21 protein-coding genes are annotated in these 19,324 nt (G+C 62.3%); 15 read left to right on the top strand and 6 right to left on the bottom strand.

Annotation, left to right across the window (positions count from 1 at the left end):
• Positions 1-61: 61 nt before the first annotated feature.
• The 8 genes from H1B27_RS29020 (at position 62) to H1B27_RS28985 (ending at position 8,589) form a co-directional block, all read left to right on the top strand.
• Positions 62-685 (top strand): TetR/AcrR family transcriptional regulator, encoded by a 624-nt coding sequence (locus tag H1B27_RS29020; RefSeq protein ID WP_197968423.1) that lies wholly within the window; start codon positions 62-64, stop codon positions 683-685.
• A gap of 741 nt (positions 686-1,426) precedes the next feature.
• The gene (locus tag H1B27_RS29015; RefSeq protein WP_197968422.1) at positions 1,427-1,711 is read left to right on the top strand and encodes a hypothetical protein; all 285 of its coding nucleotides are present in this window, start codon (positions 1,427-1,429) and stop codon (positions 1,709-1,711) included.
• A 229-nt stretch (positions 1,712-1,940) separates the two neighbouring features.
• On the top strand, positions 1,941-3,026 hold the full coding sequence (locus tag H1B27_RS29010; protein WP_061878370.1) for an AI-2E family transporter: 1,086 nt from the start codon (positions 1,941-1,943) through the stop codon (positions 3,024-3,026).
• A gap of 64 nt (positions 3,027-3,090) precedes the next feature.
• Positions 3,091-5,310, top strand: a complete 2,220-nt coding sequence (locus H1B27_RS29005; protein ID WP_197968421.1) for a DUF3141 domain-containing protein — start codon at positions 3,091-3,093, stop codon at positions 5,308-5,310.
• A 29-nt stretch (positions 5,311-5,339) separates the two neighbouring features.
• Positions 5,340-6,302: a phosphate acetyltransferase gene (locus H1B27_RS29000; protein ID WP_061878368.1), complete on the top strand. Its 963-nt coding sequence runs from the start codon at positions 5,340-5,342 to the stop codon at positions 6,300-6,302.
• Positions 6,303-6,307: 5 nt separating this feature from the next.
• The gene (locus tag H1B27_RS28995) at positions 6,308-7,522 is read left to right on the top strand and encodes an acetate/propionate family kinase (RefSeq protein ID WP_197968420.1); all 1,215 of its coding nucleotides are present in this window, start codon (positions 6,308-6,310) and stop codon (positions 7,520-7,522) included.
• Positions 7,519-8,307, top strand: a complete 789-nt coding sequence (gene fabI / locus H1B27_RS28990) for an enoyl-ACP reductase FabI (RefSeq protein WP_061878367.1) — start codon at positions 7,519-7,521, stop codon at positions 8,305-8,307. Before H1B27_RS28995 ends, fabI begins: the two co-directional genes overlap by 4 nt.
• A gap of 18 nt (positions 8,308-8,325) precedes the next feature.
• Entirely contained in the window at positions 8,326-8,589 is a 264-nt protein-coding gene (locus H1B27_RS28985; RefSeq protein WP_197968419.1) for a DUF3551 domain-containing protein, read from the top strand.
• A 46-nt stretch (positions 8,590-8,635) separates the two neighbouring features.
• Here H1B27_RS28985 and H1B27_RS28980 read toward each other — a convergent pair whose 3' ends face one another.
• From H1B27_RS28980 to H1B27_RS28960, 5 genes are all read right to left on the bottom strand, one after another.
• Positions 8,636-9,094 (bottom strand): MaoC family dehydratase, encoded by a 459-nt coding sequence (locus tag H1B27_RS28980; RefSeq protein ID WP_035672683.1) that lies wholly within the window; start codon positions 9,092-9,094, stop codon positions 8,636-8,638.
• Between the two features lie 13 nt (positions 9,095-9,107).
• Positions 9,108-9,758 (bottom strand): 3-oxoacid CoA-transferase subunit B, encoded by a 651-nt coding sequence (locus H1B27_RS28975; RefSeq protein ID WP_061878366.1) that lies wholly within the window; start codon positions 9,756-9,758, stop codon positions 9,108-9,110.
• Positions 9,759-9,762: 4 nt separating this feature from the next.
• Positions 9,763-10,416: a CoA transferase subunit A gene (locus H1B27_RS28970; protein ID WP_061878365.1), complete on the bottom strand. Its 654-nt coding sequence runs from the start codon at positions 10,414-10,416 to the stop codon at positions 9,763-9,765.
• A gap of 91 nt (positions 10,417-10,507) precedes the next feature.
• Positions 10,508-11,107, bottom strand: a complete 600-nt coding sequence (locus tag H1B27_RS28965; protein ID WP_061878364.1) for a hypothetical protein — start codon at positions 11,105-11,107, stop codon at positions 10,508-10,510.
• Positions 11,104-12,030 carry an alpha/beta fold hydrolase gene (locus H1B27_RS28960; protein ID WP_197968418.1) on the bottom strand — a complete coding sequence of 309 codons (927 nt, stop codon included), beginning with the start codon at positions 12,028-12,030 and terminating at the stop codon, positions 11,104-11,106. Before H1B27_RS28960 ends, H1B27_RS28965 begins: the two co-directional genes overlap by 4 nt.
• A gap of 131 nt (positions 12,031-12,161) precedes the next feature.
• Between H1B27_RS28960 and H1B27_RS28955 the strand changes: the two genes are divergently transcribed.
• From H1B27_RS28955 to H1B27_RS28940, 4 genes are read left to right on the top strand one after another with little or no spacing between them, the layout of a single operon-like run.
• Complete coding sequence (locus H1B27_RS28955; protein ID WP_197968417.1) at positions 12,162-14,669, top strand: alpha/beta hydrolase; 2,508 nt, start codon at positions 12,162-12,164, stop codon at positions 14,667-14,669.
• Between the two features lie 8 nt (positions 14,670-14,677).
• Positions 14,678-15,541, top strand: coding sequence for an alpha/beta fold hydrolase (locus H1B27_RS28950; RefSeq protein WP_197968416.1), 864 nt, complete (start codon positions 14,678-14,680; stop codon positions 15,539-15,541).
• A 23-nt stretch (positions 15,542-15,564) separates the two neighbouring features.
• A complete protein-coding gene (locus H1B27_RS28945; RefSeq protein ID WP_197968415.1) occupies positions 15,565-15,741 on the top strand; it encodes a hypothetical protein in 177 nt (58 codons plus the stop codon).
• Between the two features lie 60 nt (positions 15,742-15,801).
• Entirely contained in the window at positions 15,802-16,239 is a 438-nt protein-coding gene (locus H1B27_RS28940; protein WP_197968414.1) for a potassium channel family protein, read from the top strand.
• A 458-nt stretch (positions 16,240-16,697) separates the two neighbouring features.
• On the opposite strand, the gene H1B27_RS28935 is transcribed toward H1B27_RS28940, so the two are convergent.
• Positions 16,698-17,381 (bottom strand): helix-turn-helix domain-containing protein, encoded by a 684-nt coding sequence (locus H1B27_RS28935; protein ID WP_061878358.1) that lies wholly within the window; start codon positions 17,379-17,381, stop codon positions 16,698-16,700.
• Between the two features lie 243 nt (positions 17,382-17,624).
• On the opposite strand from H1B27_RS28935, the gene H1B27_RS28930 reads away from it, so the two are divergent.
• From H1B27_RS28930 to H1B27_RS28920, 3 genes are all read left to right on the top strand, one after another.
• Complete coding sequence (locus H1B27_RS28930) at positions 17,625-18,257, top strand: response regulator transcription factor (protein WP_197968413.1); 633 nt, start codon at positions 17,625-17,627, stop codon at positions 18,255-18,257.
• Between the two features lie 158 nt (positions 18,258-18,415).
• Complete coding sequence (locus H1B27_RS28925) at positions 18,416-18,808, top strand: response regulator transcription factor (protein ID WP_311977103.1); 393 nt, start codon at positions 18,416-18,418, stop codon at positions 18,806-18,808.
• Between the two features lie 128 nt (positions 18,809-18,936).
• Positions 18,937-19,284 carry a hypothetical protein gene (locus H1B27_RS28920; protein WP_061878356.1) on the top strand — a complete coding sequence of 116 codons (348 nt, stop codon included), beginning with the start codon at positions 18,937-18,939 and terminating at the stop codon, positions 19,282-19,284.
• Positions 19,285-19,324: the final 40 nt, after the last annotated feature.

Below are 19,324 nucleotides of genomic sequence, written 5' to 3'. Positions count from 1 at the left end.
CCCTGCGTGTCTCATAAGTGACAAATGACCGGTCGTCTGTAATTAGTCAAGAGGCATGGAAATGGAAACTCGCCAGGCCCGCCGCGGTCCGAAACCGAAGCTCGGCACACGGGAGAACCTGATCCAAGCCGGCCTCAGGTCGATCCACGCCGACGGATATTCCGCCTCCGGAATCCAAAGCATCGTTGAGCAAGCAGATGTCCCCAAGGGTTCGTTTTACACATACTTCGCCAGCAAAGAGGCATTCGGGGCTGAAATTATCGATGCATATTCCGAACGCGGCCTGGCAAGGCTGCGCGCCTTCCTCTGCAATGCCGAAATGACCCCGGTGGCTCGTCTCGAAGCGTTTTTCGACGACCGCATCGCGGCGTTTCGGAAGTCCAACTTCGTGCGCGGCTGCCTGCTCGGCAATTTCAGCGCGGAGGCTGCCGACCACAGTGCGATGATCCGTCAACAATTGGCGAAGCACTTCAAATCCTGGAGTGCCGTGTTTGAGCAATGCATTTCGGATGGCCAGAAAATTGGCGAGATCTCACCCGAATTTTCAGCCACTTCGCTTGCCGATTTTCTGTTGAATAGCTGGGAGGGTGCGCTCCTGCGAATGCGCGCTGACAAGAACGACGCTGCCTTGAGGGAGTTCAAGATGATTGTATTCGGCGGTTTCATCCGGCGGATACCGCGTTGAGCTGCGCCCCTCGGACGTATCGGGCGGCGTTGTTGAAGAAACTCGCGTCCATTCTCAAGAACGACAGTGGTACGACCACCGTCAATTAGGCGCTGAGCTACCCAGGAGGTCCGCTCTTCATTTGGAAACGGCTGCCAACCTATTCAGATTTCTTGAGGGCTGTTCGAGCTTCTTTTCCAAACGCGGATTGAAATCCCTACGTAATCAAACTGATTTTGATTCCGCCATTCGGAGGTTCGATCCCTCCCGCCCCAACCAGATCGCCCGCCCGCCTGACATCACTCGTGGGGAGCTGCTGCCTGGCCCTGCGAGCTCGACGCTCACATCGGGATGCGCCTTCGCAAAATCCCGGATCCGGATCCTATCAACTCACGTACGGCTCCGCCGAGGACGTGCTGCGCGAATTCCAGCGAGGGGTTGCCTCGGCGCACCGAGCGGAGCGAAACGGTCTCGTTGCTCTCTCCGGTGAGCCGAAATGGCGAGCGTCTGCGCCCGGTCTCTTCGCCAGGCCGGGATCGACGTCATCCTCGGCGATTCCTTCGGCACCCCGCGGCACCAATTGAATCGAGAGGTTGTTTGTTCAACGGCGCACCGCCTGCGTGATGTCCCATTCCATCGATCTGCCGACTGCATCCCGACCATTGATCGAGATCAACGAACCGGAGGTATCCGCGCCGATGCTGAGCGTGGCCAACAGGGGCGACAAGCCCTCCTGGCGCTGAGCCATGGAGACGACGCGGAATGCAGCTCTGGCTGATACCATCCCTCTATGCCGCTGCAAGTATCGTGGCAGGCTTGTTGGTGTCGCGGCTGGAAGCCAGGTTCATGGCGTCTGGTCTTGATCTCTCGACATCATCTGCCCAGGCGTACCTCTCGGCCGTCGCTTCCGGAATCGAACGATCCGGATTCGATCCGGAGGATCGCGCCGCGGCCCGCATCGAGGATCGACAGGGCCTCGGCCTGTCTCATCGCGAGGACGAGAGCGACCCGATCAGACGCGCGGGACGGGGGCGGGTGGCATCATGAGCACCGGCTCCGCCGGATTGAGGCGCGTGAGGTTGCGGGCGCCACGCGTCGCTGCAGCAGCCTGCACCGGTCTCACGCCGGGGTGGCTCGTCTGCGGCGGATTTGACATCGCCGCGGTTCTTCCCCTCCGGAATTCCTACATTGACTGGAGCGGTGTCGTCCTTCCGTTCCGGGGGCTCCTGGCGAGCATCGGCATCTGTCTCCGACGAGACGGCGGAGAGGGGCGGCCATGAGAACACTCCTTCAACGTCTCACCGGCGAGGACGCGATCCAGCTGTTGATGCGGCTTGGATTGCTCGCTCTGTTGATCTTCTGGACATTCTACCTGGTCCGTCCGTTCGTGACCATTCTGGTCTGGGCCCTCGTGCTTGCCGTCGCGCTCCATCCCGCCTTCGTCCTGCTCGCCAACGCTTTGGGCGGCCGCCCAAAGCTGGCGGCGGCCATCTTCACCGCAATCAATCTAGCCGTCTTCATCGGCCCTGCGGCCTGGCTCGGCATGGGTGCGGCGGATGGCATCAAAGACTTCGCCGCCGAACTGGCCGCGGGCGAACTGACAATTCCATTGCCGCCGCAGGCCCTCAAGACCTGGCCGCTGATCGGAGCGCAGCTTTACGAGCTGTGGGAGCAGGCCTCAACGAATCTTCGCCCGGCCCTGTATCAGGTCGCGCCTTATCTGAAGCCGTTCGCCGGCACGCTGCTCGGTCTTGTGGGCGATGCTGGCGTGGGAGCAGTCAAGTTCCTGCTCTCGGTCGTCGTCGCTGGCGTCATCCTTCCCTATGGCCCGCAGCTCGTGGCCGCGGGCCGAGGCTTTCTCGCGCGGATCGTGCCCGAGCAGAGCGAGCATTTCCTGGATTTGGCGGGAGCGACCATTCGAGCGGTATCCCAAGGCGTGATCGGTATCGCGGTGGTCCAGGCGCTGCTGGCCGGTATCGGTTTCAAGCTCGCGGGCATCCCGATCGCCGGCCTCCTGGCGGTTCTGGTCCTGCTGCTCTCGATCGTGCAGATCGGCGCAGCCCTCGTCATGATTCCCGTGATCGTCTGGATCTGGACCGACAAGGACGTCACTACCGCATTGCTGCTGACCTTCTTCCTCGGAATCGTCAGCATCCTCGACAACGTCCTGAAGCCCCTGGTGATGGGGCGCGGTTTGACCACGCCGACACTCGTCATCCTGATCGGCGTGATCGGCGGAACGCTGGGGCATGGAATCATCGGTCTCTTCATCGGCCCCATCATCCTGTCGGTCGCCTGGGAGCTTGCAGTCGCCTGGATCAAGACGGACGCCGCCCCGCTGCCGGCCGTCGTCGAACGTTGACTTAAATCAACGGTGGCGGCTTCCGGAAGCGCCTTCTGAATGCCTACGACAGCGAGATCGGGACATGACGATGGAAAACTTGAATCTGCCGGGTGGTCCCCTGTCCGGGGTCGTCGCCGCGGCCGTCGAATACATGGTCGATGCAGGGCAGCGGAGCGTGTTGTTTCTGGACATTATGCGCCAGCGCGGCGACCAGTATCGCGAGCACGTCGCGCAGACGGCGCCGCATGTCCTGCAATATGCTGCTGAACTGATCATCGACGGGCGCAAGCTCGACGAGCCCGTCAACTATGCGCTGGTGCGCATCATTCCACCCAAGGGGGTCGAGATCGATCTCGAACGGCGGCCGTTCATCGTGGTCGATCCGCGCGCGGGACACGGTCCGGGAATCGGCGGCTTCAAGGCGGACAGCGAGATCGGCGTTGCCATGAAAGCGGGGCATCCCTGCTACTTCATCGGCTTCCTGCCGGAGCCGATGCCGGGGCAGACCATCGAGCGCATCGCGCGCGCCGAGGCGCTGTTCATCGAGAAGGTCATCAGCCTGCATCCGAAAGCCGACGGCAAGCCCTGCGTGATCGGCAATTGCCAGGCCGGCTGGGCCGTCATGATCCTGGCGTCGCTGCGGCCTGAATTATTCGGGCCATTGATCATCGCCGGCGCGCCGCTCGCTTACTGGGCCGGCGTGCACGGCAAATATCCGATGCGTTATTCCGGCGGCCTGTTGGGAGGGAGCTGGCTGACTGCATTGGCCAGCGATCTCGGCGCCGGCAAGTTCGATGGCGCCTGGCTGGTGCAGAACTTCGAGAACCAGAATCCATCCAACACGCTCTGGACCAAGCAGTACAACGTCTATTCCAAGGTCGATACCGAGGCCGATCGCTACCTGGACTTCGAGCGCTGGTGGGGCGGGCATGTCAACCTGAACGCCGAGGAGATCCAGTTCATCGTCGATGAGCTCTTCATCGGCAACAATCTCGCGGCCGGCAAGATCGAGATGTCGGACGGGCAGAAGGTCGATCTGCGCAATATCAGGTCGCCGATCGTGGTGTTCTGCTCCAAGGGCGACAACGTCACGCCGCCGCAGCAGGCACTGGACTGGATTCTCGATTGCTATGCAGACGTCAACGAGATCAGGGCATATGGGCAGACCATCGTCTACACCGTTCACGAAAGCATCGGGCACCTCGGCATCTTCGTCTCCGGCGGCGTCGCGAAGAAGGAGCATGCGGAATTCTCCAGCAATATCGACCTGATCGACATCCTGCCGCCTGGACTTTATGAAGCGACGTTCGAAGCCAAGGGTGAGGAGACCACGAGTTCCGATCTCGTCGTCGGGCAGTGGGTGATGCGCTGCGAGGCGCGAACGCTCGACGATATCCGCGCCATGGGCGGCAATTCGCCCGAGGACGAGCGGCGCTTCGCAGCCGCAAAACGCGTCTCCGAGATGAATCTCGCGGCGTACCGGAAGTTCGTGCAGCCCTGGATCAAGAAGATGGTCACGCCACAGATGGCGGAGACCATGCGCAACCTGCATCCGCTGCGATTGCAGTACGAGGTCCTCAGCAGCCAGAATCCCTGGATGGGCGCCGTGAAGACGGCCGCCGATGAGATCGAGGAGAAACGCAAGCCTGTGGCAGAGGACAATCCGTTCCTGGCCTTCCAGGAGCAGATGTCCAAGCAGATCGTTCATGTGCTGGATAGCTGGCGCGACGCCCAGGAAGCCCTGAGCGAGACGATCTTCCTCAATGTCTATGGCTCGCCTGCACTTCAGGCGGCGGTCGGGATCGATCCGAACTGGGAGTCTTCGCGCAAGCGCGAGATGTCGGCAGAGCACCGGACAATGCTCGAGAAGCGTATCGCCGAGCTGAAGTCCAGGGTGGGGGAGGGCGGTCTTCGTGAAGCCGCCATTCGTGGCCTGCTCTATATCGGCTCGGCCCGCGGAATGGTCGACGAGCGGAGCATCGAGGCGCTGCGTCGGATTCGCCGCGATGCCGGCGGCTCGCGTTTGACGCTGCCCGAGTTCAAGATGCTGGTGCGCGAGCAGTTCTTCATGCTGTTGCTCGACCAGCAAGGCGCCCTGGCTGCGATTCCGAAGATGCTCCCAGAAGATGTCGCGCAACGACTCGCGGCAGTCGCAATGATCCGCGAGGTCCTTTCCGCGAGCGGCGAAATCACCGGCGAGCGTGCAAGCCGCTTGCGGCGTATCGCCGCGCTGTTCGGTGTCGAGGCGGGAGAGGGGACGTCGAACATTACTCCTTTCGACCCAAAGGCGAAAGCATCCTAGGCGTTCATGGAAGAGGCGGGAGCGAGATCATGTCAGCCGATACGAGGCCAGCGCAGTCTCCCAGCAAGTACGATCGTTTGATTGCGGCAGCGAAGGCCGTGCCACCGGTGCCGACCGTGGTGGTGCATCCTTGCGATGAAACCTCGTTACGCGGAGCCGTCGATAGCGCGCAAGCCGGGATCATTCGACCGATCCTGGTCGGACCCGAGAGAAAGATCAGGGAGACGGCGGGCAGGCACGATCTCGATATCTCCGGCTTCGAGATCGTCGATGCCGCGCATAGCGAGGAAGCCGCATCCAGGAGCGTCGAGCTGATCCATGCTGCCAGGGGCGAGATGCTGATGAAGGGCAGCCTGCATACCGACGAACTCATGCGCGCCATCACGGCGAAAACGGGCGGCCTGCGCACCGATCGCCGTATCAGCCACGTCTTCGTGATGGATGTTCCGGCCTATGCCGACACGCTGCTCGTCACCGACGCCGCCATCAACATCTTTCCCGATCTCGATGCCAAGCGGGACATCATCCAGAACGCCATTGATCTGTACAACCAGGCCGGTTTTGGAAAATCGCCGCGCGTGGCGATCCTGTCGGCCGTGGAAACCGTGACCTCAAAGATCCCATCGACGATCGAGGCGGCCGCCCTGTGCAAGATGGCCGACCGCGGCCAGATCAGCGGCGGCGTGCTCGACGGGCCCCTGGCCTTCGACAACGCCATCGATCCCGAGGCGGCACGGATCAAGGGCATCAAGTCCGAAGTTGCCGGGCGAGCCCAGATCCTCGTCGTTCCCGATCTCGAAGCCGGCAACATGCTGGCGAAGAATCTCGCCTACTTCGCCAAGGCCGACGGCGCCGGCATCGTGCTCGGTGCCCGGGTGCCGGTCGTGCTGACGTCCCGGGCGGACACGCCCCGTGCGCGCATGGCGTCCTGCGCGGTGGCATCGCTCTATGCCAACGCCCGGCGCCAACATGCGCCGACAGTCGCTGCGTGACCGCGATGGATACGATCCTCGTCGTCAACGCAGGCTCCTCGAGCGTCAAGTTCCAGATATTTTCTGTCGAGGGAGAGGGTATCCTTCGCCGGCAGATCAAGGGCCAGATCGACGGCATTGCCAGCCGACCACGGTTGCGGGCGAGTGGCGCGAACGGTGAGACGCTGGCCGAGCGAGCATATCCGATCGAGGCAGTCGCGGACGTTCCGGCGGCGATGGGGATCGCCGGGAGCTGGTTGCGTGAAGAGCTTCGCATCCATCCGATCGCGGTAGGACACCGCGTCGTGCATGGCGGCCCGGACTTCGACCGGCCGGTGTCGATCGATCACGGCGTTGTCGCCCGCCTGGAACGCTTCGTCGATCTCGCACCACTGCACCAGCCGCACAATCTGGCGCCGATCCGGTCGATCCTTGCCGGCTTCCCGAGCTTGCCGCAAGTGGCGTGCTTCGATACCGCCTTTCATCGCACGCACAGCGCGGTCGCCGATCACTACGCGATCCCGCATCACCTCCATGCCGAGGGGGTACGCCGCTATGGTTTCCACGGGCTGTCTTACGAATATGTCGCGAAGGCCCTGCCGCAGATTGCGCCCGACATCGCGAACCGGCGGGTCATCGTGGCTCATCTGGGGAGCGGTGCCTCGATGTGTGCGCTCAACGAGGGACGAAGCGTCGAAAGCACCATGGGCTTCACGGCGTTGGACGGGCTGCCGATGGGCACGCGGCCCGGCCAGCTCGACCCCGGTGTCGTGCTCTATCTCATCTCCGAGAAGGGCATGTCCGCGGCGAACGTCCAGGACTTTCTCTATCGCGATTGCGGACTGAAGGGACTCTCGGGCGTCAGCAACGACATGCGGGAGCTCGAGGCCAGCGACGACGTCAGGGCCAAGCTGGCGATCGACTATTTCGTGTATCGGATCTGCCTCAATGCCGGCATGCTCGCGGCCGCATTGCAAGGTTTGGACGCCTTCGTCTTCACTGCCGGCATTGGCGAGAATTCCGCGACGATTCGCGCCCGTGTGGTCGAGCAGCTCGGATGGCTCGGTGTCAGCCTCGACCACGCCGGCAATTCTCGCAATTCGCGGCTGATATCGCGTGCCGAGAGTCGTATCCCCGTCTATGTCGTACCGACCGACGAGGAACTGATGATCGCGCAACACACGCTGTCGCTGCTGATGAAGCAGCCATCGAGCAACTCCAGACAAGAGAGGGCGTCATGATCCCCGTGTTCCCGGATACCAAGGTTGCCTTGAAGGGTAAGAAGGGCCTCGTCGTCGGCATCGCCAACGACCAATCCATCGCCTGGGGCTGCGCAAGGGCGTTTCGCGCCCTCGGGGCGGAACTCGCCGTCACCTACCTCAATGACCGTGCCAAGAAGCATGTCGAACCGCTGGCGCAGGCGCTGGAAGCGCCGATCTTCATGCCGCTGGACGTCATGGTGGAAGGCCAGACCGAACAAGTGTTCGAGCGGATTGCAAGCGAGTGGGGGCAACTCGATTTCCTGCTGCATTCGATCGCGTTTTCGCCGAAGGAGGCGCTGCACGGTCGCGTGGTGGATGTCGGCCGCGACGGCTTCCTGAAGACGATGGATGTCTCCTGCTGGTCGTTCATGCGGATGGCGCATCTCGCCGAGCCGCTGATGAAGAACGGGGGCACGATGTTCACCATGACCTATTACGGCAGCCAGATGGTCGTGAAGAACTACAATGTGATGGGGGTGGCCAAGGCCGCGCTTGAAGCAGCCGTCCGCTACATTGCGGCCGAACTCGGTCCGAAGGGCATCCGTGTTCACGCGATCTCACCAGGCCCGCTCGCCACGCGCGCGGCATCGGGCATCCCCGAATTCGATGATCTCATGGACAAGGCGCAGTCCACCGCGCCGACCCGCAGCCTCGTCAGCATCGAGGACGTCGGCAATGCCACGGCGTTCCTGGCGCTCGACGGGGCCAAGCTGATCACCGGCGGCGTTCTCTATATCGACGGCGGCTATCACATCATCGACTGACTGACGGAGGAGGTTCTGGTGCGTGCGCTTGGGTTGAGCCTGTTTCTGCTCGCGATCCATTTCGTGCCGGCGCAGGCGCAAACCTACGATCCTCGCTATGCGAAATGCATGAAGGTCTATGAAGGGTCCTTTGGCGGAGGCGAATGGATCGATTGCAGCTACACATCGCTGCCGCAGTGTCAGGCTTCGGCATTCGGTCGCGCCGCCACATGCGTGATAAACCCGTACTTCGCTCAGGCTTTCCCCCGTGGGAGATACCCGCGATATCCACGAGCCTATTGACGGCGTCCTCCATGTCGCCGCGGCTAGCCGTTGGCAGCACACCTAGCTAGCGATAATGCAGCGCGATCAGCTCGGCGACGCAGGCCGGCTTCTTGCCGCCCTCGATCTCGATGACGAGGTGATAGTTGACGCGCAGGCCGTCCGGCGGCACGTCCTCGGCTTCGGCGACCGTGATCCGCCCGCGCAGCCTCGATCCGGCGGGGACGGGGGCAAGATATCGAATTCGATCGGCGCCGTAGTTCAGGGTGTTGCGCAGGCCCTTCAGGCCCATCACCGAACGAATGAAAAGAGGCGCAAGCGACAGGGACAGCAGGCCGTGCGCGATGGTGGTGCCGCCTGGCGCTTCCCTCCTGGCGCGCTCCTGATCGACGTGGATCCACTGCTCGTCGCAAGTCGCCTGGGCAAACTGGTTGATGCGATCCTGCGTCACCTCGATCCAGTCGCTGACACCGATCTCGGTACCGACCGCGGATTTGATCTCGTCGAAGTTGCTGAATATGCGCATGATGGTGGCCTGCTCAGATCTTCATTTGCGGGATGTCGTCGGACACGGCCAGCTCGGCGTCCGTCACCGCCATGACCTCGCCCACGCTGAGGCCGGGAGCAATCTCCAGCAATGTGGCCTTGCCGTCAGGAAAGCCGATCACCGCCATGTCGGTCACGACCAGCTGCACCGGCCGGACCGACGTCAACGGCAGCGTGCATTTGGCGACGATCTTGGACTTGCCCTTCGCGGCATGCTGCATGGCGACGATGACCCGCTTGGCGCCGCTGACGAGGTCCATCGCGCCGCCCATGCCCGGAACCATCTTGCCGGGGATCATCCAGTTGGCGAGAAGTCCGTGGGCATCGACTTGGAGCCCGCCGAGCACGGTGACATCGACATGGCCGCCGCGGATCAGTCCGAACGACATCGCGCTGTCGAAGGTGCTGGCCCCCGGCAGCGCGCTGATCGGGCGGCCGCCGGCGTCCGTCAGGAGAGGGTGCTCCAACCCTTGCTCCGGAATCGGGCCCGTGCCGATCAATCCATTCTCCGACTGAAAGAACACGCTCAGCCCCGCCGGGACGTAGTTGGCGACGAGCGTCGGAATGCCGATGCCGAGATTGACGAGGTCGCCGTTTCTGAGCTCCCTGGCGACGCGTCGGGCGATGATCTCCTGTGCATCCATGTCTTCACCCGCTTGGGTTGGTAATGAGATAGTCGACCAGGGGCGCCGGCGTCACGACGTGGTCGGGCGCGATGACGCCAACAGGTACGATGTGTTCCGCCGTCACGATCACGGTGTCCGCCGCCATCGCCATGACCGGATTGAAGTTGCGCGCGGTCAGCGCATAGGAGAGGTTGCCGAGGTAATCGGCGAGAAAAGCGTGCACGAGCGCGAACTGCGCCCGCAATGCGGTCTCGAGCAGGAACGGCTTTCCGTCGACCTCGATCTGGCGCTTGCCCTCCGCGACCAGCGTGCCAACGCCGGTCGGCGTGAGGACGCCGCCGAGACCGCACCCGCCTGCGCGAATGCGCTCGACGAAGGTTCCTTGTGGAATCAAATCGACTGCGATTTGCTTGGCCAGCATCTGTTGCTGCGCCTTCGGATTGAGGCCGATATGGGTCGCGGTGAGACGCGAGACCAGTTCCGCGTCGAACAGCTTCCCGACACCCTTGCCGGGCAACGCAGCGTCGTTGCTGATGATGGAGAGCCCTGCCTTTCGTTGTCGGACGAGCTCGTCGAGCAGACGCCACGGCGTGCCGACCCCCATGAAGCCCCCGACCATGATGCTTGCGCCTGCCGGGATCATCGCGACGGCTTCTTCGATGGAAACGGCCCTCATGGTCCCAGCTCCAGTCGACAGAGATCAAGGAAGCGACCGTGGGATGCTCGCTTTGCGTTCATCCTGGTCCCTTGATCTGCGTCAAGGCTTCTCATGATTTGTGGACCACGATGCCGACGCCTTCGAGCGCGCTGGTCCATAGCTTGCGAGTCTCGACGTGGCGATGTTCGAGCGCAGCGCTGACAGCGTCGCGATGGGCCAAAAGCTCCGGTCCTTTCAGGAACAGGATTTGTGCCTGCAGCAACCGGCCGCTCTCCAGTTCGATGCGCCGCAAGGCCATGACGAAGGGATCGTCGGCATTGGCTTCCCTCGGGAGCAAAGCTGCCGGCCTTATGCCGGCATGAACGGCATGCGCAAGTGTTGCCAGGCTGACAGCCCGCGCCAGCGGCTGGTCCGGAATGCCCTCGGCTGGTTGCGGAAACCATGCCGTCTCCCAGGACATCGACAGGTATCCCAGCGCAAGGTCCGGGACCCAGGACGTCGCCCGAAGCAGCAGGGAGACGATCTCTGCCTCATGGTAGACCTGAGCGTTCAATTCGGTCTGCCAGGCGGACACGAGCTTTGCGGGCAGCGCGAACGCGAACTGCCGCGCCAACGCGCCATGGGCGGAGGTCAAGAACGCGGCGACGCGAGTCTGCTGGTGCGGCGGCACACGGCCTTGCGGGTCGAGCGGTCCAAAGAATCCGCTCATGTGGCCGGCCCCTGCACGGGGATGGCACGCAGATGATCGTAGCCGGCAGGAAATGCAATGAGCTCGCCACCGGCCTCTTCCGGCGCGATCCAGACAGCCTTGTTGCCTTGCCATCTCCCGGCCAGCACGTCCTCGGCGAAGCGGGCGAGCAAATCCGCGGTCAGCGCCGGCTTCTCCAATGTGAAGGCGTGATAGGCGCGCTGGATGATCACGAGCGCGCTGTTCGGAATCTCGGCGCGCAGGGTCTCATGGACTGCACGGGGCGTCAGGAAGTCGAACTCGCCGTTCAGGATCATGGTCGGCAGGGTGATCGACGACAGTTGCGACGTCAGCGGCCGGAAGTCGAGAAAAGACTCCATCAGGTTTTGCAGCGCGAAGGCGTCGTTGACCAGCCAGCCCTGCCGCTTCACGCTGTCGAGCTTGTCCAATACCGGTCCTAGCCATTGATCGGAGACGTTCATCGGCAGCAACAGATCCTGGAGGTAGCTGGTGCCGCCCAGGATCAGCGCGGTGCGGAGCGCGTTGCCAAGCAGGAACAGTTGCGGCGGAAGCTCCGCGAAGCAGCTCATCGGCGCCAGCCCGGCCAGCCGCTCGCCGTGCTCGATCGCATAGCGTAGCGCGATCAGGCCGCCGAAGCTGATACCGGCGAGAAAAATGGGTCCGTCGCCGAGTTCGTCGACCAGGAGATGAAGCGCTGCCACCTGATCATCCTGGCTGATGAAGAGCGCGGGCTTGTCGGACTCCCCCTGGCCGAGCAGGTCGAACGTCGCGAGGCGGAATTGCCGCGCAACCAGGGCGTCACGATACGCGGACCAGAGCTCGGCATATTGTGTAAGCCCGTTGACCAGCACATAGGCCGGAGCGTTCGCTGGCCCGTCAAGCTCATAACGGATGCGATACGAGCCGTGACTGAGAAAGGGCATTGCGAGGTCCGGACCAGATGGATGGCAACCACAATGCTCGTCCACGAAGACAGCGATCCATTGAGTTAGATCAAGGGTCGGCCGCGATCGCGTACCTAGCCTTTTGACAAAATTGCCAGGAGGACGCCGTCATGGCCGGAAGGAATTTCATTCGGCATTGCTGTGTGAGTCTGCTGTTGCTGTTGGTGGGGACCGCGTTGGCGGTCGCGCAGCCCTACAGCCGCCGTTCGTCGCAGATGCAGCATGATGAGCTTAAGAAGACGGTCGAGATCCCGAACTTTCGCCTTGGGGGCAAGTACGATCTGTCCGATCCGTCGAAATGGGAGAATGGCGGCGAAGGCGGCGTGACGCTGGAGTCGCTCGGGGCGGGCAAGCTGCACTCGGCCTATATCGCCGTCGGCACGCCGCGGCGCAATGCCGCCGGGGAGATCACCAATGCCGTGATCGTCAACTCGTACTATTCCGGCGACTCGACGGACATGTACGAGCAGTGGGTCAAGGGTGCTGCCTTGTCGGGTGGCGTGCCGATCATCGGGCCGGGCCGGCCGATCGACACCAATCGCTACTATGTCGTCATGGTCGATCCGCTCGGCACCTGGGGCGCGAGCAAACCGTCCGATGGTCTCGGCATCAAGTTTCCGCAATACAGCTACTACGACATGGTCCAGGCGAACTACCGCATGCTGCGGGACGGCTTGAAGATCGCCCGCGCTGCCTTGGTCACCGGCGTCTCGATGGGAGGCACGCAGACCTATGTCTGGGGCGTCATGCATCCAGAGTTCATGGGCGGCTTGATGCCGATCGGTGGCACCACCCAGTCGGATTCCGAGGACCCCGTCGGCAACTGGACCTTCCAACTCATGACCGCCGCGATCGAGGCCGATCCGGTGTGGCAGCAGACCAAAGGCGATTACTACAAGCTGCCGAAAGAGAAGCACCCGATTCCCGGCATAGCCTTCGGCTGGTCGGTGCTCGGCCTGACCGGCTACGACTTCGCTTTCCGCACGACGCAGAGCTTTGCGGCCGTGCAGCCGGAAGTATTCTACTGGAATCCGCCGAACGAGAAGGCCGCCAGCAGCGTGATCACGCGCGCCAAGCTCTACGACGCGGTCGATCTCGTCTGGCGCAACAGGGTGGGTGAGATTCACAACGTCAACCCCTATCTGGGCCGCATTCAGGCGCGCACGATGGTGATGCACATCACCAACGATGGCTGGCTGAACTTCAAGCTTGCCGAGCGCGCCGTCGATCGCGTGCCGGGCGCCCAGCTGATCTCCGAGGAGAGCCCGGTCGCCCATTACGGCGTGTTCTCGATCATCAACCACCGCAAGCACGATCCGAAGTTCGTCGCCTTCATGGAGGACGTGGCGAGCCTCGACCGCGCGCAGAAATACGTCGACAGGAATTATCGCGTGCCCGGCGTGGCCGCGAGCATCGACCCGGGCAAGTCGTTCTGGAAGGATTTTGTGACCTACCCTTATCCGGTCAAATACGCGACCACGAAAGACAAGCGGGGCACGTCCTGGCAGATCGGCTACATGGACGAGTACGCCGGCACCGAGAAGGATCCAAAGGTGCTCGTCATCATTCATGGCAAAGGCGCGTTCGGCGGGCACTACGGTAACGTCATGCAGTATGCGCTGCGTAGCGGCCTGCGCGTGATCGTGCCGGACCTGCCGCACTACGGCATGTCCGGTCCCGGCAATCTCGACAAGAGCCCGGCGCGGACGATGCAGGACATGCGCGAGGCCGTGTACGATCTCGTGGTCAATCAGCTCGGCGTCAAGAAGGCCTATTACCTCGGTCATTCGCTTGGCGGCCAGGTCGTCATGGGCTATGCGCTCACGTGGCCGGACGCCGTCCTGGGCCTTGCGCTCGAAGCTCCTTCGGGCCTCGAAGAGTATCCGCGCGACATCACGATCGCCAAGGACAAGAAGGCGCGCCTGTTCGATCAGGTGTTCGATCATGATTTCGACAAGTGGAAGGAAACCTGGGGGCCGACCGGCATCCTTGCCGCGGAGATCGGACGCCCGGAGCAGAGCGTCCGCGACTTCTTCTATTTCAAGAAACGTGATCCGGAGACCAACGCCGTGTCGGCGGCGAAGAGCGGCTATTTCTACAACGATAGCGAATATGCCCGCTTCCACACCGAGCAGCGCGTCGGGCTCATCAAGGGCAACCCGAAGGAGCTCGAGCAATGGGCCAACGTCTTCATCTACGACATCTATTCGATAGGGTCCGAGCTCCAGCAGGATGACCCGAAGAACCTCTACCAGCGGGTGGCCCAGATCAAGGCGCCGATCTTCATCTCCTTCGGCGACAAGGAGCCGTTCATCCCGACGCCGGCGTTCAACGGCTTGACGGACCTCGGACGCGACGTCATCACGCCGTTCATGTCGCGCATGACCAGTGCAGGCAACCGGCCGATCCTCAAGATCTATCCGGAGACCGGTCACTTCATCCACACCGACAATCCGGTGGAATTCCCGGTCGACGTGGTGGATTTCGTGATCAAGGGAACGGTCGATACGTCGTCGCCGCTCAGCACGGATCGGATGATCAAAGGTTCGGCGGTCTCGGCCTTGCCGGTGGCGCCGACGCCACCCGGCGCTGCACCGACCGCCGGCCTGAACAAGTAGGCTGGATCATGTCAACGGTTGAGGCAGGTGAGGTCCGGTTGGGCTGGCGAGAGTGGGGCCAAGGCGACGTCACCGTCGTCTTCATCCACGGCAATCTCGCCAGCAAGGACTGGATCGAGCTCGCTGCACCAATGTTTCCGAGCGGACTGCGCGTGATCGGAATTGACTGGCGCGGCTGCGGCGACAGTGATCGGCCGAAACCTGCGGCCGACTATATCAACTACTCGATGCAGCAGCATGCGCATGACATGCTGGCAGCACTGGATACGCTGGGCATCGGGTTCTGCCATCTCGCGACCCACTCGACCGGCGGCATCATCGCTGCACGGATGCTGCTGATGCAGCCGCAGCGGTTCGGGCGGGTGTTTGCGCTCGACCCGGTCACGCCGCTTGGAATGTCCTTCAATGCCGATCAGATCGGCCTTTTCCAGGCGATGATGACGAACAAGCAGCTGACGCGGACGGTGATGGCCAGTGCGGCGTCCTCGCTGTTCGTGCCAGAGAGCCTTGTGCCGAACGCGATCCCGCGATTCCGCGAGGGCCTCGGCGAGATCCCGGCGCTGTTCGATCGCATCATTGAGCAGACTTTTGGCGTCTCCGAGGGCATCTGGATCGGCACGCCGGTCAACCTCACTCGGGAAAAGGAAAGCCGGGAGCTGGAGCGCCGCATGCCGGAAATCCAGCATCCGCATCTTGTGCTCTGGGGCGAGCAGGACGGGTGGATAGCGCTGGCGGACCTTGAGACCATGGCGGCGGCGATGCCGGACTGCCGGCTCGTGACCGTACCCCGGATGGGTCATTCCATGAATCTGGAGCTGCCGGCGCTTTATGCCGGCTATTTCGGCGCCTGGTTCGGAGGATTGGCGCATTAGCAATTGTTCAACGGAGTATGCGCATGGCTGAAACCAAAAAGCTTTCCGTCGAGAAGGCGCTCGACAAGATGCGCGGCGAAGAGCAGACGAAGTCAAGGACTGAGCGGCAGGATGAAAAGACCGAGGCGCTTCAAGAAGAGATCAGGCGCATGAGAACTCAACGGCTGCGCCTCGACCGGACGCCAGGCAAGCGAGGTTGAAGTGCGCTCACGCCATCGGGCGGGCAAGCCTGGCGAACGGGCACGCGGGGAGGAGGGACAATGGTGCTTCAATTCCTGCTTGGCACCATTGTCAGCCTGATGAACATCATGATCCACGCGCTGGTCATGGTCGGCGCGATTGGGATCGCCCGTTCGGCCGGGCTGCGACATACGGTATGGCCGAGACTGCACCTGATGGCCGTGATGGTCGCTACCGCCGCCGTTCTGATGGTGGCGCACACTTTGGAAAGCGTCGTCTGGTCGGCGGCTTACCTGATGGCCGGCGTAGCGCCTGCCGGCAGTGACTTGGTCTATTTTGCCTTCGTCAACTACACCACGCTCGGCTATGGCGACATCACGCCGGTCGAGGCGCGCCGCCTGCTGGGCCCAATGACTGCGATGAACGGCATCCTGCTGTTCGGCTGGTCGACCGCGGTATTGTTCGAGGTGCTGCGCAAGACCGTCGAGCACCTGGCGGCGATCGAGGCTCGCGGCTGATCTGTTCCTAGCTCCTGATGCGAGCGAATGAGGACGACTGGTCGGCTTTAGCGACGGCCAGCTCGATTGACGGGTCCCCCGCGGTTCGCCGGGGTTCCAGGTCGCACGGCTTCGCGGACGATCGGGCGCGGCCGTAGGACGACCCCGACTCTCGCGACGCAGCTCGGCGGATAATCCACGTACTGGCAGTAAACGACGGCTCCGGCCGGCCGGGTCGTCGCCATCAAGCTTGAAAATGCCACCGTTGTCCCGATGGCCAAGGAGGCCAACGTGAACGAGGCCGAACATGAGTTGCGCGACCGCATGAATCCCTCCCTGAAATGTCGTACTCCGCGCTCGAAGCACTCCGACCTTGCGACCTGGACGGTGAAACCGTCGTCTTTCGTTGATTGAAATCAATCGCCAGGTACAGTTGGCTGCATGATCACGGCGTAGGTTGCGATTAGCGACTCGCGGCTTCAGCTCTGGAGGTCGAGGCTGGCAAGCTTCGCCCGGTCTTGCAGCACGATCTGCCGTTGGGTATTGCCGACGAAGCCGAGAACGCCCAATTCGTGCAGCCGCGACAAAGCACGCGACACCGTCTCCAGCGTCAGGCCGAGGTAATCGGCGATGTCGCGCCGCGACATCGGCAGCGCGATGACGCCCGCGGCGGTCAGGCGCTTGTCCATCTCGAGCAAGAAGGCTGCAACCCGCTCAAGCGATGTCTTGCGGCCCAGGAGCAGCATGTGGTCCTCGGCATGATGGAGATTGGCGGTGGTCATGCGAAACAGGTTCTTGGCGACCATGACGTCGCTCTTCGCCACCATTTCGAGACTTTGCCGCTTGATGAGGTGAACGGTGGTGTCGATGATGGCTTCCGCCGTGAAGCGATGAGCTCCGTCATTCTCGAGGCCGAAAATGTCGCCCGGGAGATGAAACGCGCCGATCTGACGCCGGCCGTCGGTCAGCAGCTTGTAACTTCGCACTGCACCAACCTTGACCTGATAGACGTACTCTGCCGGCTCTTTCTCCCCGTAGACTTCAGTGCCCTTCTTGTAAGTGAATTCGCTTAGACTGACGATCGTGTTCGAACTGCAGGTCATTCCGAAGTCACGGAGGGAATTGGGGCGCGGGGACCGTTCTGTTGCGATGCGCACAAACATGGACCGCCTCCTCTGGACGCTGAGCTGGTTCGTCGCTGAGATTATTTCGCTGCCGGGAGCGCCTCGCTGTTTCCCGGGCGATTGGTGTACGATGAAGGCCGTGTTATAAGCCATTGCCTCTCAGGTCATTGTACCAAGGGGCAGGGCCGAATACCTTGCTCGACGTGAATCGCCTCAGGCGCGTTTTTTCTTTGGTTGCTTTTGTTGCGCATTTGAAGGTTGCGGGACCCTCCAGGAGGTCAAATGCCCGGCTTGGTTCACGTGGTGGACGACGACGCCTCCTTCCGCACGGCCGTCGAGCGCCGGCTGAAGCTCGCTGGTTATGAGGTCGCCACCTATTCATCGGCCCAGGATCTGCTCGAGCGGCTGCCGGGCGGTGATGGCCCCGGATGCATCTTGCTCGACGTGCAGATACCCGGGTTCTCCGGTCCTCAGCTACAGAGCCACCTCGCCGGGCTCGGGTCCACGCTCCCGATCGTGTTCGTGACAGGCTACGCAGATACGGCGACGACCGTGCGCGCCATCAAGGCCGGAGCCGAAGATTTTCTCACCAAGCCCGTCTCGTCGGAACAGCTGCTCGATGCGCTCGCGCGTGCCTTGATCAGCCAGCAGGCCGACCACATCCAGCGCACAAAGCTCGGTTTGCTCCAGATGCGGCTGAAGTCACTGACGCCGCGCGAACGCCAGGTGTTCGAATTGATCGTGCGCGGCAAGATCAACAAGCAGATTGCCCACGAACTCGGCACCGCTGAACGCACCGTAAAGGCCCATCGCCATCAGGTGATGGAGAAAATGCAGGTGCAGTCTCTCGCGGAACTTGTGTCGATGGCGGAGCGGCTAGGCGTACTGGATCCCGAAGCCAAACGGCCCGGCTGACGACGCCTGTGGTTCCGGCGGGTCTCCGTCAAGCAACCTGCACACAAGGACTATTTCAAAGCTCGGCAAGGGTATGCTGTAGTCCGGATGCGCGGGCTGTAGTCGGGCTTGTTGTCCGACTGATCCAAATCGTCCGGCAAACTGACGCCAGCCAATACTTGGAAGGACCGCCGAACTTGTCCTCGTGCAAACCTGTTCTTGTCGTCGACGACGACGCGTCGATGCGCATGAGCATCAAGCGCCTTCTGCGCGCGCACGGCTTCACTGCGCTGCTGTTCGACTCGGCACATGCGCTGCTCGACCATGGCGACTGCGGCGAGGCAGCATGCATCATCATCGACATCAATCTGGACGATGCCTCTGGAATTGAGTTGCGTCGCAGGCTTGCTGAGCATGGCGTTGCGGCACCGGTCATCTATATCACCGGCAACGACAGCCATTTGAATCGCACGGCCGCAATCGAGTCCGGATGTATTGCCTATCTGACCAAGCCGTTCGCGGCAAAGGCGTTGATCGACCCCATCCATCGCGCCTGGTCGACGGCAAACTAGCGGCCAGCGGTTTGCCTCGTCATCCCGTGTTGGGGGTAACCGTTGACGCGGATCAACCACATCACCCATGGCGCTGGATATTGAAGTCTGCTTCTCATCGGGAGCAATCGTATGCAGGGAGATGAGGTATGAAACGGCTATTGATGGTCACTGGCATGGCTGCTGCGCTGTCGTCCGGCGCGGCGCTCGCTCAATCGGTTGACCTTACCGGCACTTACACGTGCGTCCAGATGTGCCGTGGTAACTTGCCGGCCCACGTTACGCAGAACGGACCCGAGCTCAATCTCACCACCGAGGCCGGCGTGCCGTCGCGCGCATGGCCGGACTGGTTCTCGCCAGCGAGCCGCATCTGGATCGATGCTTACGACATAAGCGCTGTCTATACGCCCGGCGGCATGACGATCCAGTTCGACAACGGGACCATCTGGCAGCGCTATGTGCCGCCGCCTGCGCCGTCACGTCGCAGGGCGAAATGAGCCAAACCCGTCGACAAGGCCCTGGGCGGCTTGATGCCGA

This window comes from Bradyrhizobium diversitatis (genome assembly GCF_016031635.1).
Taxonomy (GTDB): Bacteria; Pseudomonadota; Alphaproteobacteria; order Rhizobiales; family Xanthobacteraceae; genus Bradyrhizobium; species Bradyrhizobium diversitatis.
The sequence above is the reverse complement of the archived record's forward strand: the minus strand, read 5'-3'. Positions and strand labels throughout refer to the sequence as shown.